The organism is Streptococcus ictaluri 707-05 (assembly GCF_000188015.2).
GTDB classification, from domain to species: domain Bacteria; phylum Bacillota; class Bacilli; order Lactobacillales; family Streptococcaceae; genus Streptococcus; species Streptococcus ictaluri.
This window is the reverse complement of sequence record NZ_AEUX02000001.1, coordinates 159,533-174,638: the sequence shown is the minus strand read 5'-3', so window position 1 is coordinate 174,638 and position 15,106 is coordinate 159,533. Positions and strand designations below refer to the sequence as shown.

The window sequence follows — 15,106 nt, the reverse complement described above, 5'->3', positions numbered from 1 at the left end:
CATTTTTAACAAAAGCTGCTATCCTTCGACAATACCTAAGAAAAGGAACAAAAAGTGACTTTTCTTCAAACTAAAAAGAGGCCTCAGCCTCTTTTTTTATTATTTAATATATAGGTATTTGAATGCTGCTACAGCTACAATGGCTGCTAAAACAGGAGCTACTACAGGTACCCATGCATACCACCATTTTGAATCACCTTTGGCTTGACCAAGAACTGATTTTGGTAAGAAGTGGTGTAACAAACGAGGACCTAAGTCACGCGCTGGGTTTAGTGCTGGCCCAGTTGGTCCACCTAATGATGTAACCAAGACCATAACTAAGAAACCAATACCGATGTGAGCAACCGCCAATGATCCTGTCACATATGGTGAAATTTGTGTTGCAGCAGTTGTTTGGTCATAACCTGCCTCAACTAATTTACCAACTAATTCCACACCAAAATAGTTTTTTGTAAGAGCTAGGGCACCAAAGAAAAGAACGAAGGAACCTACAAACTCATTTAAGAAACTATTGATGTAAGAAGCTTTATGGCTGTCTTTTTGACCATTATCAAGAGCTGAAATCGTTGAGAATGAACCTAACACATGATTTGGGTTTTCCGTTTTCATAAAGTAAGGTTTATAAACCATTACCACTACCAACTGACCAAAGATAGCCCCAAGTAATTGTGCCACAATGTATTGTAAGACGTGAGCCCATGGGAACAAGCCTGATACTGCGAGTCCAACTGTGAAAGCAGGATTAATGTGGTTACCAGATACGTTACCAAACATCAAGGCTGGCATCATAACCCCTAAACCATAACCAAAGGCAATTACTAACCAACCTGAGTTATGTCCTTTTGTTCCTTTTAAATCAACGTTGGCAACAGCGCCATTTCCCAAAATAATCAAAAAAGCCGTTGCAATAAATTCTGTGATATATTTCACAGTCCATGTCATTTCCATGTCTTCTGGTTTCCTCCAAATAATTATAAAATGTAACAGATACCATTTTAACAGGCTTAGCAGTGATTGTAAAGCGTATGGACAGAGAAATGAAAGGAAAATCAAAAGAGATTTTCAAGCCATCAAGCACATCAAAAAAGAAAGCCTTTTCTTATTAAGACTTTCTGTTTTAGAGAACTCATAAGGTTTTTTGGCAATCACGTACCACTAATAAGTCAATTTTAGCATACCATAAGATATACTCTGAGGTTGAGCCAACCAATAAGCGCTCAAAGGTATTGAGCCCAGTAGCTCCCACCATAATGAGATCGGCTCCTTCTCTTTCTGGGATGTCACGAGCTAATAACTTTTTCGGATTTCCGGCTTCAATAATCAATTTGATATCTTGAAGCCCTTTTGAATGGGCGAGATTTTCATAATAGGCCAAAACAGCTTTAGCATGAGCTTCATGGTTATCAAACACAACATCACTAATGAGGGCGTCACTTTGATAAACCTTAGTATCAATGACATGAGTCAATAACAACCTAGCATTATTGCGAAGAGCTACGTTGATGGCTTTTTCCACAGCTAACTCCGATTCATAAGAACCATCTACAGCTGTTAAGATACGTTTGTATTTAAGCATAAGGCTAAACTCCTTTCTTCTTAAGAAACAATCTGTCTTGTCTTTGTTTTTAACAAATAAAGCAAGGTACAAATCAGTGGAATCACAGCAGCTAACCAGAATAAGTGCCTAAAGGAAGCCACATCACTACCAAGTGCCAAATCTTTAATCAAACCTAAGAGATACGGTCCCGCACCTAAACCTAAATCAAGACCAATCATATAAGTAGACATAGCCGTATTAAAGTGATGCTCTTCTACCCCTTGTATGGAGGCGGATTGACCACAAGACATAAAAGTGCCATAACCAAACCCAATCAAGGCTCCTGACAGCAAATAGCTTGGTCCAGATGACACACTACCTAGCAAGAAAAGTCCCATTCCCAAAAAGAGATAACTTGGATATAAGACCCATTTATCGCCTTTAGCATCCATTAAACGCCCCATTGCTGGGCGAGTGATGGTAATGATTAAAGCATAGACCACAAAGAAATAAGCGCCTACTGCGGTCAAATGAATCTCAGACGTGTATAACTTTTGAAATCCTAAAACTGAAGCATAGGCAATCCCCATTAAAAAGGCAATACCAGTGATAAACAAGGCTTTTTTCTCAATGAAACTATCCACAGTCCACGATTTGGTTTTAGCCAATTGCTCCGCATTTAAAGTCATATTTTTGACTGGAAAAGCAAAAGCACCTACAACCACACACCCAATTAAGACGCTACATAAGACAATAATCATACGAAAATCAATATGAAGATTGTCCAACATAAAAGTTCCCACAAAGGAACCAATGGCTGCTGCTAAGCTAGTTGACAAGCCATAAAAATTGATACCTTCTCCTCTTTTACGAGCTGGAATATAGGCTGTTACAATGGTATTGGTCGCAGTGGACACCACACCATAACCAAACCCGTTTAAGAAACGAACCAAGTACATCATACTAATGGTTGGCATAAAAAAGTAGGCTAAGGTAGTTAAGAGGTAAAAAATAGCACCTCCTCTTAAAACCAAACGACGACCAAACACCTCCAACTGCTTTCCAAAAATCAAACGGGCTAATAAAGTCCCTAGAATATAAATACCTGTTGCCAATCCTGCTTGGCTAGTCTGGGCTCCTAACTCTCTAGTTGCCACAAAGGCAATAATAACCGTAAAAAGGTAGTAGACCATATAAACAATAAAATTAAGAATGGTAACGGCCACAAAATGTTTGTTAAATAACTTTTCTTCCACTGAAAATGAACTCCTCTCTATTTTCATAAACATTTTACAAAAAAAGCAGAATATAATATATTTCAATGGTATAATATAAGTGATACTATCAAAGGGCATTAGCAAATGTTAAGCCCTCTTGAAGCGACAAGTTATACAATGGTAGAAGAAGATATTTGGAGAAAAGCGTGAATCATCACATTTTACAAAAGTATATTGACAATCATAACTTCCCCATCATTGAAAAGACCTATCACAAGTACTTGACTTTTGAGAGTCTTGAGGAAGATTTTACCTATATTTTGAAAGGACGGTATTGTAAAACAAAGCGTCCTTTCAAAATATGGTATGGAATTCAATCTCAGATATGTAACGGGTTTAGAAATAACCTCCGTCCTAAACACTGGTTATTCAAAAGACATGGGAGAGCCTTATAATGTTCGCATTGAGTCGGAGAAAGCTAGTTTTTACAAGGTTCGTCGCTCAACCTTTTTAAAAGACATCAACGAAGATTTGGGGCTGCAAGGCTATGTCAAGGACTTTTACCATAATCGCCTTCAAAAATCCATGAAAAAAATGCAATGCATGTTAACCAATGGACGAATTGGAGCTATTTCAACACAAATCTTTGATTTGATGACTCTTTTTGGAGAGACGCTTCCTAATGGTCATATCCGCATTAATTTTGTGATTACTAATGAAGAGTTAGGGAAATTTTGTGGCATTTCTACTGCTAGCAGTGTCAGTCGTATTTTGAAACAATTAAAAGAAGAAAACATCATTCGCATCAATAAGCAACATATTATCATCACTAATCTAGAAAAATTAAAGGATAATATCGTTTTCTAAGCCACTAGAAAGGACCTTCTTATGCGTTACAATCAATTTTCTTACATCCCAACTAGCCTAGAAAGAGCAGCTGAAGAATTACAAGAATTGGGCTTTGATCTGAATCTGCAAAAAACTGCCAAAGCTAACCTAGAAATCTTTTTACGTAAACTCTTCTTCCACTACCCTGATAGCGATTATCCTTTAAGTCATCTAATCGCCAAAAATGACATGGACGCCTTGAGCTTTTTCCAATCAGAGCAAGCTTTAACCAAAGAGGTTTTTGATTTACTGGCCTTACAAATCCTTGGCTTTATTCCTGGAGTTGATTTTACAGAGGCTAATGCTTTCCTTGATAAACTGGCCTTTCCTATCCACTTTGACGAAAAAGAAATTATCAAGCATCTTCACCACTTACTAGCGACCCGTTGTAAGTCTGGCATGACCCTGATTGATGATTTGGTCAGCAAAGGCATGCTTGCCATGGACAATGATTACCACTTCTTCAACGGAAAATCACTAGCTACCTTTGACACATCACAGCTGATTCGAGAAGTGGTCTACGTGGAAGCTCCACTTGATACCGATCAAGATGGGGAGTTGGATCTGATTAAGGTCAATATTATTCGTCCCAAAACAGATCAGCCCCTACCAAGCATGATGACACCAAGCCCCTACCACCAAGGCATCAATGAAGTGGCTAACGATAAAAAGCTCTATGCCATGGAAGGAGACTTGAATCTTAAAGAAAATGGCCTCATTCAAGTGGAAGATCACCCATTCACGCCACTTGATACTAAAGAATCTGACCTTCCTTTGAGTCAAAGCCTAGAGAGCTTTAGTTACATAAGTTCTTATAGTCTTAATGACTACTTCCTAGCGCGTGGTTTTGCCAATATCTATGTTTCTGGTGTGGGAACTGCTGGTTCCACTGGCTTTATGACCAGTGGGGACTACGCTCAAATTGAAAGCTTTAAAGCCGTTATTGATTGGCTAAATGGAAGAGCTACGGCCTATACCAGCCACAAGAAAAAATACCAGGTCAAAGCAGATTGGTCTAATGGCTTAGTCTGCACTACTGGTAAATCTTATTTAGGCACTATGTCTACTGGACTGGCAACCACTGGAGTAGATGGTTTGGCCCTCATTATTGCTGAATCAGCCATCTCTTCTTGGTATGGTTATTATCGTGAAAACGGCCTTGTTTGTAGCCCTGGCGGCTATCCCGGAGAAGATTTGGATGTCTTAACCGAACTCACCTACTCCCGTAATTTATTAGCCGGTGATTACCTTCGTCATAATGACCACTACCAAGAACTCTTAAAACAACAATCAAAAGCTCTTGATAGAGAAACTGGTGATTACAACCAGTTCTGGCATGATCGTAACTATCTCAGAAACGCTGACAAGATCACTTGCGATGTGGTTTACAAACATGGCTTACAAGATTGGAATGTCAAACCAAGACAGGTCTATGAGATTTTCAATGCGCTTCCATCCACTATCAACAAGCACCTCTTTTTACATCAAGGTGAGCATGTTTACATGCATAATTGGCAATCCATTGATTTCCGTGAAAGCATGAATGCCCTCCTTTGCCAAAAACTCCTAGGCCTAGCTAATGATTTTAGCCTTCCTGAAATCATCTGGCAAGATAACACCCGCCCACAAAACTGGCAGGAGCGTAAAGTCTTTGGAACCTCAACCATCAAAGTTCTTGACCTCGGTCAAGAACTGCTTTTAATTGACAATCACTACGGTGAAGACGATTTTAAAGCTTACGGTAAAGATTTCCGCTCTTTCAAAGCAGCTCTCTTTGAAGGCAAGGCCAATCAAGCCCTGGTTGATATTTTACTGGAAGAGGACTTACCCATTAACGGTGAAATTGTCCTACAGTTAAAAGTGAAATCAAGTGAAAACAAAGGTATCCTATCCGCACAAGTCTTAGATTACGGTAAGAAAAAACGTTTCTTTGATATGCCGGCTAATCTCACTTTAGCTAGCATTGACAATGGGCAAAATTTCGCCCGTGAAGCTCTAAAAGAATTACCTTTTAAGAAATCCCCTTACCGGGTGATCACCAAAGGGGTCATGAATTTGCAAAATCGTGAGGACCTATTAACCAACCAAGCTGTTCCTAATGATGAGTGGATGATGCTACACTTTAGCTTACAACCAAGTCTCTATCACTTGGAAAAAGGAGATACCCTAAGACTACTCCTTTACACCACTGACTTTGAACATACCATTCGAGATAACAGTAATTACGCCCTAACAGTGGACTTGAGCCAATCAAAAGCATTAATTCCACTTGATTAAGCTTACTAAAGGACAATAAAGACCAAGAGAACTAATTATCTTGGTCTTCTTTTAGTTTAATGACTTTCCACATAATCAATGGACCATTGGATAAGGCTTTCTAAGCGTTCTGTTTGCCCAGTCATATCCAGATATCCCATAAGGGCTTCAAATCCTGTAGACATGCGATAAGTCACGATATCGGCATTTTTAGCCTTGGTATGGCTATTAGCATTGCGTCCGCGTTTATAGATATCTTCTTCTTTTTCCGACAAAAGACCTTCCGCTAGCATGGCTTGAATTAAAGTAGCCTGTACCTTAGCTGAGACATACTTAGTGGCCAAATGATGCAACTGACTAGGCTTGGTTTGTCCTTTAAAAATTAAATGACGGCGAATATAGCAAGAATAGACCGCATCCCCCTCAAAAGCAAGGGCAATCCCATTGATGAGATTCACATCCAGAGCATTAGTCACAAGTCCACCTCACACCATCTTTGGTATCCAATAACTTAATGCCTTGAGCCACTAATTGATCACGAATGGCGTCAGCTTTAACAAAATCACGATTAGCACGCGCCTCTTGACGTTCTGCAATCAAATCTTCAATAGCCTGATCCAAGACCTCTTCTTCAAAACCAATCCCAAAAACAGCTAAAAGCGCTTCAAAGGCTGTCTTAACCTCTGCATCATAAGAGCCCGAATTAATCCATTTAGCCATGTCAAATATCACGGTAACACCATTAGCCGTATTAAAATCATCATCCATGGCTTCTTTAAAAGCATCAAGGAAAGTTTGCAATTCTGCTTTGTCTGCTCCTTGGCTGACATCTTGTTGCCAAGTATTTTTCAAATACTTTAGATTAAGCGCAGCATCATGAATGGCTTTTTCAGTGAAATTAATGGGCTTACGGTAATGTTGGGTTGCCAGGAAAAAGCGCAGGACTTGACCGTCTACATTTTCTAGCATGTCATGAACTGTGACAAAGTTCCCCAAAGATTTGGACATCTTTTCATTATCCACATTGACAAAACCATTGTGCATCCAATAATTAGCAAAGGTTTTACCAGTCTTAGCTTCTGATTGGGCAATTTCATTAGTGTGATGCGGAAACTCCAAGTCGGCTCCCCCGCCATGGATATCAATGGTATCTCCTAAGAGTTCTGTCGCCATGACAGAACACTCAATATGCCATCCTGGACGACCTTGACCCCAAGGACTATCCCAGGAAATCTCACCTTCTTTGGCACTTTTCCACAAGGCAAAATCAAGAGGATTTTCTTTCAAGTCCTTCTCAGCATCGGTTCGTCCAGAAGCTCCAATCTCCAAGTCTTCCAGTGATTTATTAGCTAATGTAGCATAACCAGAAGATTTAGCCACTCGGAAATAAACATCTCCAGCTGATAGGTAAGCAAAGTCCTTCTCAATTAATATCTGGATAAAATCAATAATTTCAGCCATATAATCCATTACACGTGGATTTTGAGTGGCTTTTTTGACACCCAGTGCTTGGGTATCTTTCATAAAAGCATCAATATAGGTATCAGCCAAAGCTTTTGGACTGACCCCAGCTTCTGCTGCCGCTTTGATGATTTTATCGTCCACATCCGTGAAGTTGGAAACATAATTCACCTGATAACCAGCATATTCAAAATAGCGTCTAATGGTATCAAAGGCAACCGCTGAACGTGCATTTCCAATATGAATATAATTATAGACCGTTGGACCACAAACATACATATTAACCGTATTGTCATGGATGGGCACAAATTCTCTAAGACGTCGCGTCATGGTATCGTAGATTTTAATCATTACATATCCTTTATATCACTTACATTTTTTCGGAGTGAGCCAAAAACTCTTAACTTCTTTGACTACTGAGCATTGATTTCTATGAACAAGTCAGAATCCTTGTAACCCTTATTATAGCATAAAGGTAAAGACTGAACCAAAAGAGATCCGCTCTAGCAACAATTCTTTCCTTAAGCCTAAAAAGCCAGAAGTCCTGCTTCTAGCTTTTTATCCGTTTTTTACTGCTTATTTCTTATGGTAAATCCTGAAAAGGTCTCTAATTCTGCTTATCATGACTAAACTGGCCAAGATCCCTCAAAACCAAGACCCCTTTTTAAGGGCGTCATAGAGCACAAAGGCTGCTATAGCCAAAAAGAGTAACTTGCCAGGAGTCCGCTTAAGGTATGTCATTATTTAAACCTTTCGTCTTTCTTACAATTTAGAAGAATAATAGGATTCTTCGCGTTGATGTTGCAGGGTTCGGATTTGGACATCATCTTTTTTACCATGAACACGCACCACTTTGGCTGGAACACCGACTACCGTCACATCTTCAGGTACATCTGATAGGACAACAGCTGCTGCACCTACCTTGGCATTCTTGCCAACCTCAATTGGTCCAATCACCTGTGCATGCGCCGAAATCAAAGCTCCTTCTCGAACAGTAGGATGTCGCTTACCCTGATCCTTACTCGTTCCACCTAAGGTGACCCCATGATAGAGCATGGCTCCCTTTTCAACAATGGCTGTCTCACCAATAACTAAACCAGACCCATGATCAATGAAAACCCCAGGAGCAATTGAAGCCCCAGGATGAATTTCAATATGCGTCCAAAAGCGCCAAAACTGACTATGCATGCGTGCTAGGAGCTTAAAATGATGTTGCCACAAAAAATGAGAGATTCGATGAGCTGCCAAAGCTTTAATGCCTGGATAGGTTAACAAAACTTCCAAGGTATTACGGGCAGCGGGGTCCAATTTTTTTACAATAGCAATACTTTCTTTCCACCAGCCCATAGTCTCTCCTTTTAGTTATCCATTTCAGACCAATCAACCAAAATCTGTTGATCATCAAAGGGGTTAATGGCAACGCCAAAAGTCTCATCAAGCTCATTCTCACCATTTCGGGGTTGGTAAATATCTTCAATTTTCCAAGTCAAAATGGTGCCCTGAGCTTTTCTAAACTGTCCTCCAAAGTCCTCTTGGTTGTACCATTTAGCAAAACTTTGCAGATTTGAAAAGGCAGGAACATAGCTTTTTCCTTCAGGAGTTGACATAGTTGGGAAAAGACGGTCGTAATGCTTATCATCTCTAGGGTAAACAAAGGCTGGTACCAAATAGATTTTGTCCATGGTATCAGCAGCCACATTCTCGTCGCTTATCAAAGCATTCAAGATATGAGTGTAATTGTTCATAAATTGAATCATATCACTGCTTTTAAAGACCGTTGAATTGCCGAAATCGCCTTTTTTCTTAAGGTTGAAGGCAAGGCCTGATAGTCCTGCTTCAATAACTTCTTCAAGAACCGCAAGCGCTGAGCGTTCCAACCAATAAAGGCTTTGAGCACTTTTTTGTTCTTCTTTAAAGAGAGCCATGTCATCTTTATCTGTAAAGACAGGAGTTACTTTAACACCCTCTATCTCGATAGCATAAGGCTCTTTAGCTGCTATTACCGGAAAATGGTGAAAGGCATTTACCAGAGCTACCCCATCCAAGAAATTGTCTGGGACATTGATAAAAGCTCTTAATCGCATATCTAATTCATTTACTTTAGTCATGTTTTTCTTCTTTTTTTGCTTCTGTTTTTTCTGGACGTGGCGGACGTGGAATCAAAGCTTTCATTGAAGCATCAACACGTCCCTTATCATCAATCTTAATGACCTTAACATCAACTTCTTCACCAACTTCAAGGACATCTGCTACATTAGCCGTACGTGTCCAAGCAATTTCTGAAATGTGAACTAGGGCATCTGTTTTATCAAAGAGGTTGACAAAGGCACCAAATTTTTCAATACGAACAACTTTAGCATGGTAAACTTCACCAACTTTAGCTTCGCGGACTAAGCCAGCAATAATTTCTTTGGTACGGTTAATAGCTGCTTGGTCACTTGAGAAGATTTGAACGGTTCCTTCATCATCGATGTCAATTTTAACACCAGTTTCAGCAATGATTTTATCAATGGTTTCCCCACCTTTACCAATAACCACTTTAATTTTATCAACATCAATTTTAATGGTGTCAATTTTCGGTGCCGTTGGTGCTAATTCCGGACGAGGAGCAGGAATAGTTGCTTCAATCAAGTCAAGGATTTCAAAACGCGCCTTTTTAGCTTGTGCTAAGGCTTCCTCTAAGATTTGTGGGGTGATCCCTTCAATCTTGATATCCATTTGAAGGGCAGTAATCCCTTCACGTGTACCAGCAACCTTAAAGTCCATATCGCCAAAGTGATCTTCTAAACCTTGGATGTCTGTTAGGACAGTGTAGTTTGTCCCATCAGAGATAAGACCCATAGCAATACCAGCAACTGGTGCTTTAATAGGCACACCACCAGCCATAAGGGCAAGTGTTCCGGCACAGATGGATGCTTGTGATGATGAGCCGTTTGATTCTAAGACTTCAGCAACGAGACGGATAGCGTATGGGAAGTCTTCTAAGCTTGGAAGAACTTGTTCAAGGGCACGTTCACCTAAGGCACCATGACCAATTTCACGACGACCAGCTGCTCCGTAACGACCTGTTTCACCAACTGAATATTGTGGGAAGTTGTAATGGTGTAGGAAACGTTTTTTGTATTCTGGTGCTAAGCCATCAATGATTTGTGTTTCACCCATTGGGGCAAGCGTCAAGACTGATAAAGCTTGAGTTTGTCCACGCGTAAAGAGACCTGAGCCGTGAACTTGTGGTAAAAAGTCAACAACTGCATCCAGCGGACGAATCTCATCAATCTTACGGCCATCAGGACGGACTTTATCTTCAGTAATGAGACGGCGTACTTCAGCATGCTCCATTTGTTCAAGGATTTCTGCCACATCACGCATCATGCTGGCAAAATTTTCATCCTCTGCATAGCGCTCTTCGTATTCTGTTTTAACCGTCTCTTTAACGGCTTCAGTGGCAGCTTCACGCGCTTTTTTCTCTTCAACTTGGACCGCTTTTTGCAAATCAGCATTGTATTTAGCCACAATTTCAGCTTGCAAGTCCGCATCAACTTGTAAGAGTTCTACTTCTGCTTTTTCTTTACCAACTGCAGCCACAATCTCTTCTTGGAAGGCAATTAATTCTTGGATGGCTTGGTGCCCGCAAAGTAAGGCTTCAAGCATGATATCTTCTGGCAATTCTTTAGCACCAGATTCCACCATGTTGATAGCTTCTTTACTACCAGCAACTGTTAATTCTAATAAAGAATTTGCCATTTGTTCTTTGTCTGGGTTGATGATAAACTGACCATCCGCATAGCCCACTTGCACCCCAGCAATTGGCCCGTTAAAAGGAATATCTGAAATAGAGAGGGCCAATGAAGACCCAAACATAGCCGCCATTGGTGCACTTGCATTTTCGTCATAAGAAAGTACTGTGTTAATCACCTGTACTTCATTACGAAAACCCTCAGCAAACATAGGACGGATTGGGCGGTCAATCAGACGTGCTGTCAAGGTCGCATCTGTTGAAGGGCGACCCTCACGCTTCATAAAGCCACCTGGGAATTTCCCTGCCGCATACATTTTTTCTTCATAATTGACTTGAAGCGGGAAAAAAGCTCCAGTTGCCATTTTTTTAGACATGACTGCTGCTGTAAGTACTGTTGAGTCACCATAGCATACCACTGTGGCACCGTTAGCTTGTTTAGCCACTTGGCCGACTTCAACTACCAGTGACTTGCCTGCAAAACGTGTTGTAAAGGTTTGTTTTGACATAAAATTCTCCGTTTTTTTAGTTTACGTGTTTCCTACAAAGTTCAATCTAGCTGTCCCTAAACTCAACTTTGTATAAAACCACGTATAAGTATTATTTTAACATAATTCAGTTAAATAAAAAACGCCCAACCTCAAGGCTGAGCCAGATAAATAGGATAGTGTTAATAACCAAACCATAGCCTTTTCAATTCTGATTTTTTAATAGGATAGCAATAACGTAGTAAGAAGAAACTAATGACCAACAGTATGAGAACAGCATATAGTGGCATATCAAATCTAAATGGAAAAAAGCCAGGAAAGACAAAGTAAACCTAAAAAAGTCCCTAAAACCGCTAAAAGTTTCCATAGACGAAATCCCTCTGGATGTAAAAACTTAATTGGAGAAGCTAAAAGAAGCCAAATGAGAATAGGTGTTAAGACATAATAGGATTGAAAAGTCACTAAACTGATAAGGGTCTCAATCAATAAGAGTAACACGAGATGTACCATTAACCATTTGATATACACTTGAACTTGTTGTGCCATTACTGATCTCCTTCTTTAATCTCTTTTTGAGAAAGACTTTCTTTGAGAAAAAAATGCATGAACCGTCCTCTTAAATAAAACCCTAAAAGAACGATTAGCAGTAAATAGACCACGGGGTTACCCTTGAAGGTCAGCTCGTCCCACAAACTAAACCATAAGTAACTCAGTACAAAGGCCAGGCAAACCCGTAACCACTTCTTCTTTGGCCATGACCAAGCTAAGAAAATCACAAAAATAAAGGTAGAAAAGCCACCAATCCGAATATCTCTGTAACCCCGAAAGAGAGATACTAAAAAATCAAGCACGCAAAAGAATAGAATAGAAGACAGAACATAATCTATCAAAACTTTTATCTGCTTCACATTTGGTTTTACCATATCAATTCCTTTTATCGTGATAGCTCTTACTATATTATAGTAACATTATAACATAGTCATAAGAGAAGAAAAAGAGAGGTAACAATAAAAAAACTCCCCAAAAGGGAGTTTTTCAATCTTTGATCGACTTAACGACGAAGACCTAATGATTGGATCAATTCGCGGTAACGGTTAACATCTGTACGACGTAGGTACGCTAACAAGTTACGACGGTGACCAATTTTTTTCATCAAACCACGGTAAGTAGCGTGGTCTTTTTTGTGCTCTTTAATGTGAGTGTTAAGGTGGTTGATTTCCCAAGTAAGAACAGCTACTTGAACTTCAACTGAACCAGTATCGCCTTCATGACGTGCATATTGAGCGATGATTTCATTTTTTTTCTCTTTTGAGATTGCCATAATAAATTCTCCTTTTTTTGCTTAATCCGAGTCCTAGGATTGGCACTCCTAAAACCAAGAAAAAGTTGGTGTGTCTTACGACTCTTCTATTCTAGCAAATTAGGCAGATAAGGTCAACTTTAATTCTTAAAGATTACTTAGCTTTGTTTCTTCTTACCTTTTGTTATGCCATATAATAGAACTGAGAGTAGAAAACTCAAGATAGCAAAAATCAAGAAACCCTGTCGCAAATCTTGACTAAAGACACTTAAAAGTTGAGAAACTAAGGCTGCACTACCTCCACCAATGTTACAACCAATTAAAACCAAAGTGGTTGCCAAGGTTAATTGATGACTTGGTATTTTTTCTGAAAGAGCATTGAAGATATAGGTCACCCCTATACTATAAACAAAACCTGTTGATAAGGCACCTAAACTGACCAAAAAGAGGCTATTGCCCTGCCAAAGCACCAGCATTCCTAAGCCCAAGACAAAGACAACCAGACTAGCCAATTCATCTCTGAAAGCTGATAACAAGCGACTAAAGCTAAGACCAGATAGAATCCCCATCAGCATCATTAAGCCTAAAATCAAACTAGCCTGGCTAGCAGAACCTAGCTGCAAGCGGTCAATCACTTGTGGTATTCTAAGGGTATTAAGTGTATTTATCAAGATAACAAAGCCAGCATAAAGAGCCATAGAAAAAATATAAAGTATTTGTTTGGCCGATAGAGCAACTTGAGAAGCTTTTTTAGTGTTTTTCTGACTATTTTCCAAAGGACTTGTTGTTTCTGTTGGCATAGGTGATACGGCTAGCAAGTAAAGCATTAAAATCAGAAAGCCAAAAGCATAAATGACATAAGCAAAGGACCAATCAAAGCCAATCAAATAGCCCGCTAAGAAGGTAAAGACCGCTGAGCCTAGGACTTCAGCAGAAGCTCTAAAACCTAACATTCGAATACGTTCTTTCCCTTTAAAGCGCTCACTAATAATATTAATGGCTTTGGCATTGATAAGGCCGATACCTAGGCCAAGGAAAATACGTGATAAAAAGACAAGAGGGTAATCTTGAATGAGGACAGGTATGCTCCCACCCGCAGATAAGAGTAAAAGACCAAGTATGATGGTGATTTTTTCACTCAATAAACGACTGATAAGGGGATTAAGCAATAAAATCACTAAAATAGCAAAAGAAGATAAGGAAAAAAGTAATTCCACATCCTTCGTTTGGTAACCCACTTTTTGATAATAAGCTATCATTTTGGGAAGTGCTGGTGACACCGAAAAAGGGGAGATCATCATTAGGGAGAGACTGAGTAAATTGATTTTTTCAATAAGAGACTTCATAGGGCTTAACTTTCTTTTCTTGACTATTTTTCTTACTCTCAGTATAATCGAAAGAAATCGATAAAAATAGGACCTAGGTCATAAAACGCTTATGAAGACGATTTCAGATCACAACTTATTACACTACTACCTCAAAAGGCACCACTTGGATACCTTTTTTCCTAGCTTTAGCCATGACCAGCTGCAACTACTGCACTATCAAAAAGGGGAGGCTATCTGTATTCAAGATCAAGAATTAAAGGGGCTTTTTTATGTGGTACAAGGTAGCATTAAAATCGTTAGACGCCTCTTTAATGGAAAAGAACACATTTTAGAGACCCATTCAAGACCAACTATTATTGGTGACATTGAATTAATGACCAACCAAAATGCGGTGACTTCCGTTATTGTATTGACTCAAGCCTATGTCATTCACTTGCCATTAGTGTCTAAAGAAAACTTATTAAAAGATGCTTCTTTTCTCTATCATATCGGACAGGGCTTAGCACAAAACTTTTATCAACAAAACATTACCTCAAGCACCAACATCACATACACCGTCAAAGAACGACTTGCAGCCTATATCTTGCAAATAGAGGAGGCAGGCCAATTCACATTAGAACTAAGTCTTTTAGCGGATAGTTTTGGAACTAGCTACCGCCACCTCCACCGCGTCCTCAATCAATTCCTAAGCCAAGGCATTATTAAGCGTACCAGCTTTAAAAACTATCAAATCATCTCTAAAAAAGCCCTCCAGTCACTTGATATTAGCGACTGAGGACTGATGTCTTCATTTAGCAAAAACACAAGGAATCTTCCCTAGATTCCTTGTGTTTACAGTGTCATCTTCTCTCTATAAGATACATATGTTTGGATATTAAGAAGATTATACAGATAA

At 39.5% G+C, this 15,106-nt stretch carries 14 protein-coding genes and 1 pseudogene; 3 read left to right on the top strand and 12 right to left on the bottom strand.

Annotated elements, in window-relative coordinates:
- Nucleotides 1-99: 99 nt before the first annotated feature.
- The 3 genes from gla to STRIC_RS00820 all read right to left on the bottom strand — a co-directional run bounded on the left by gla (nt 100) and on the right by STRIC_RS00820 (nt 2,793).
- The gene (gla, locus tag STRIC_RS00830; protein ID WP_008087154.1) at nt 100-948 is read right to left on the bottom strand and encodes an aquaglyceroporin Gla; all 849 of its coding nucleotides are present in this window, start codon (nt 946-948) and stop codon (nt 100-102) included.
- A gap of 178 nt (nt 949-1,126) precedes the next feature.
- Nucleotides 1,127-1,576 carry a universal stress protein gene (locus tag STRIC_RS00825; RefSeq protein WP_008087293.1) on the bottom strand — a complete coding sequence of 150 codons (450 nt, stop codon included), beginning with the start codon at nt 1,574-1,576 and terminating at the stop codon, nt 1,127-1,129.
- 20 nt (nt 1,577-1,596) lie between these two features.
- On the bottom strand, nt 1,597-2,793 hold the full coding sequence (locus STRIC_RS00820) for an MFS transporter (protein WP_008087009.1): 1,197 nt from the start codon (nt 2,791-2,793) through the stop codon (nt 1,597-1,599).
- 167 nt (nt 2,794-2,960) lie between these two features.
- On the opposite strand from STRIC_RS00820, the pseudogene STRIC_RS00815 reads away from it, so the two are divergent.
- Both STRIC_RS00815 and STRIC_RS00810 read left to right on the top strand, forming a co-directional pair.
- Nucleotides 2,961-3,621: pseudogene (locus STRIC_RS00815) on the top strand (Crp/Fnr family transcriptional regulator).
- Nucleotides 3,622-3,642: 21 nt separating this feature from the next.
- The gene (locus tag STRIC_RS00810; RefSeq protein WP_008087177.1) at nt 3,643-5,919 is read left to right on the top strand and encodes a Xaa-Pro dipeptidyl-peptidase; all 2,277 of its coding nucleotides are present in this window, start codon (nt 3,643-3,645) and stop codon (nt 5,917-5,919) included.
- A gap of 56 nt (nt 5,920-5,975) precedes the next feature.
- On the opposite strand, the gene STRIC_RS00805 is transcribed toward STRIC_RS00810, so the two are convergent.
- From STRIC_RS00805 to STRIC_RS00765, 9 genes are all read right to left on the bottom strand, one after another.
- Entirely contained in the window at nt 5,976-6,374 is a 399-nt protein-coding gene (locus STRIC_RS00805) for a Mini-ribonuclease 3 (RefSeq protein WP_008087343.1), read from the bottom strand.
- Complete coding sequence (cysS, locus tag STRIC_RS00800; protein WP_008087018.1) at nt 6,367-7,710, bottom strand: cysteine--tRNA ligase; 1,344 nt, start codon at nt 7,708-7,710, stop codon at nt 6,367-6,369. The genes STRIC_RS00805 and cysS overlap by 8 nt, the downstream gene beginning before the upstream one ends.
- 411 nt (nt 7,711-8,121) lie before the next feature.
- Nucleotides 8,122-8,706: a serine O-acetyltransferase gene (cysE, locus tag STRIC_RS00795; protein WP_008087157.1), complete on the bottom strand. Its 585-nt coding sequence runs from the start codon at nt 8,704-8,706 to the stop codon at nt 8,122-8,124.
- A gap of 11 nt (nt 8,707-8,717) precedes the next feature.
- Complete coding sequence (locus tag STRIC_RS00790) at nt 8,718-9,467, bottom strand: SseB family protein (protein WP_008087242.1); 750 nt, start codon at nt 9,465-9,467, stop codon at nt 8,718-8,720.
- A complete protein-coding gene (pnp, locus tag STRIC_RS00785) occupies nt 9,460-11,604 on the bottom strand; it encodes a polyribonucleotide nucleotidyltransferase (protein WP_008087150.1) in 2,145 nt (714 codons plus the stop codon). The genes STRIC_RS00790 and pnp overlap by 8 nt, the downstream gene beginning before the upstream one ends.
- Before the next feature lie 276 nt (nt 11,605-11,880).
- Nucleotides 11,881-12,129, bottom strand: a complete 249-nt coding sequence (locus tag STRIC_RS00780; protein ID WP_008087277.1) for a hypothetical protein — start codon at nt 12,127-12,129, stop codon at nt 11,881-11,883.
- The gene (locus STRIC_RS00775; RefSeq protein ID WP_008087305.1) at nt 12,129-12,506 is read right to left on the bottom strand and encodes a hypothetical protein; all 378 of its coding nucleotides are present in this window, start codon (nt 12,504-12,506) and stop codon (nt 12,129-12,131) included. Before STRIC_RS00775 ends, STRIC_RS00780 begins: the two co-directional genes overlap by 1 nt.
- A gap of 128 nt (nt 12,507-12,634) precedes the next feature.
- Nucleotides 12,635-12,904, bottom strand: a complete 270-nt coding sequence (rpsO, locus tag STRIC_RS00770; RefSeq protein ID WP_008087108.1) for a 30S ribosomal protein S15 — start codon at nt 12,902-12,904, stop codon at nt 12,635-12,637.
- A 137-nt stretch (nt 12,905-13,041) separates the two neighbouring features.
- Nucleotides 13,042-14,229, bottom strand: a complete 1,188-nt coding sequence (locus STRIC_RS00765; protein WP_008087223.1) for an MFS transporter — start codon at nt 14,227-14,229, stop codon at nt 13,042-13,044.
- Nucleotides 14,230-14,320: 91 nt separating this feature from the next.
- On the opposite strand from STRIC_RS00765, the gene STRIC_RS00760 reads away from it, so the two are divergent.
- A complete protein-coding gene (locus STRIC_RS00760) occupies nt 14,321-14,986 on the top strand; it encodes a cyclic nucleotide-binding domain-containing protein (RefSeq protein WP_008087374.1) in 666 nt (221 codons plus the stop codon).
- Nucleotides 14,987-15,106 lie beyond the last annotated feature (120 nt).

Excerpts from the sequence above, each read along its gene's own strand:
- gla (WP_008087154.1), bottom strand. The coding sequence starts at position 948 with ATGGAAATGACATGGACTGTGAAATATATCACAGAATTTATTGCAACG.
- STRIC_RS00825 (WP_008087293.1), bottom strand. The coding sequence starts at position 1,576 with ATGCTTAAATACAAACGTATCTTAACAGCTGTAGATGGTTCTTATGAA.
- STRIC_RS00810 (WP_008087177.1), top strand. The coding sequence starts at position 3,643 with ATGCGTTACAATCAATTTTCTTACATCCCAACTAGCCTAGAAAGAGCA.
- cysS (WP_008087018.1), bottom strand. The coding sequence starts at position 7,710 with ATGATTAAAATCTACGATACCATGACGCGACGTCTTAGAGAATTTGTG.
- cysE (WP_008087157.1), bottom strand. The coding sequence starts at position 8,706 with ATGGGCTGGTGGAAAGAAAGTATTGCTATTGTAAAAAAATTGGACCCC.
- STRIC_RS00790 (WP_008087242.1), bottom strand. The coding sequence starts at position 9,467 with ATGACTAAAGTAAATGAATTAGATATGCGATTAAGAGCTTTTATCAAT.
- pnp (WP_008087150.1), bottom strand. The coding sequence starts at position 11,604 with ATGTCAAAACAAACCTTTACAACACGTTTTGCAGGCAAGTCACTGGTA.
- STRIC_RS00780 (WP_008087277.1), bottom strand. The coding sequence starts at position 12,129 with ATGGCACAACAAGTTCAAGTGTATATCAAATGGTTAATGGTACATCTC.
- STRIC_RS00775 (WP_008087305.1), bottom strand. The coding sequence starts at position 12,506 with ATGGTAAAACCAAATGTGAAGCAGATAAAAGTTTTGATAGATTATGTT.
- rpsO (WP_008087108.1), bottom strand. The coding sequence starts at position 12,904 with ATGGCAATCTCAAAAGAGAAAAAAAATGAAATCATCGCTCAATATGCA.
- STRIC_RS00765 (WP_008087223.1), bottom strand. The coding sequence starts at position 14,229 with ATGAAGTCTCTTATTGAAAAAATCAATTTACTCAGTCTCTCCCTAATG.
- STRIC_RS00760 (WP_008087374.1), top strand. The coding sequence starts at position 14,321 with ATGAAGACGATTTCAGATCACAACTTATTACACTACTACCTCAAAAGG.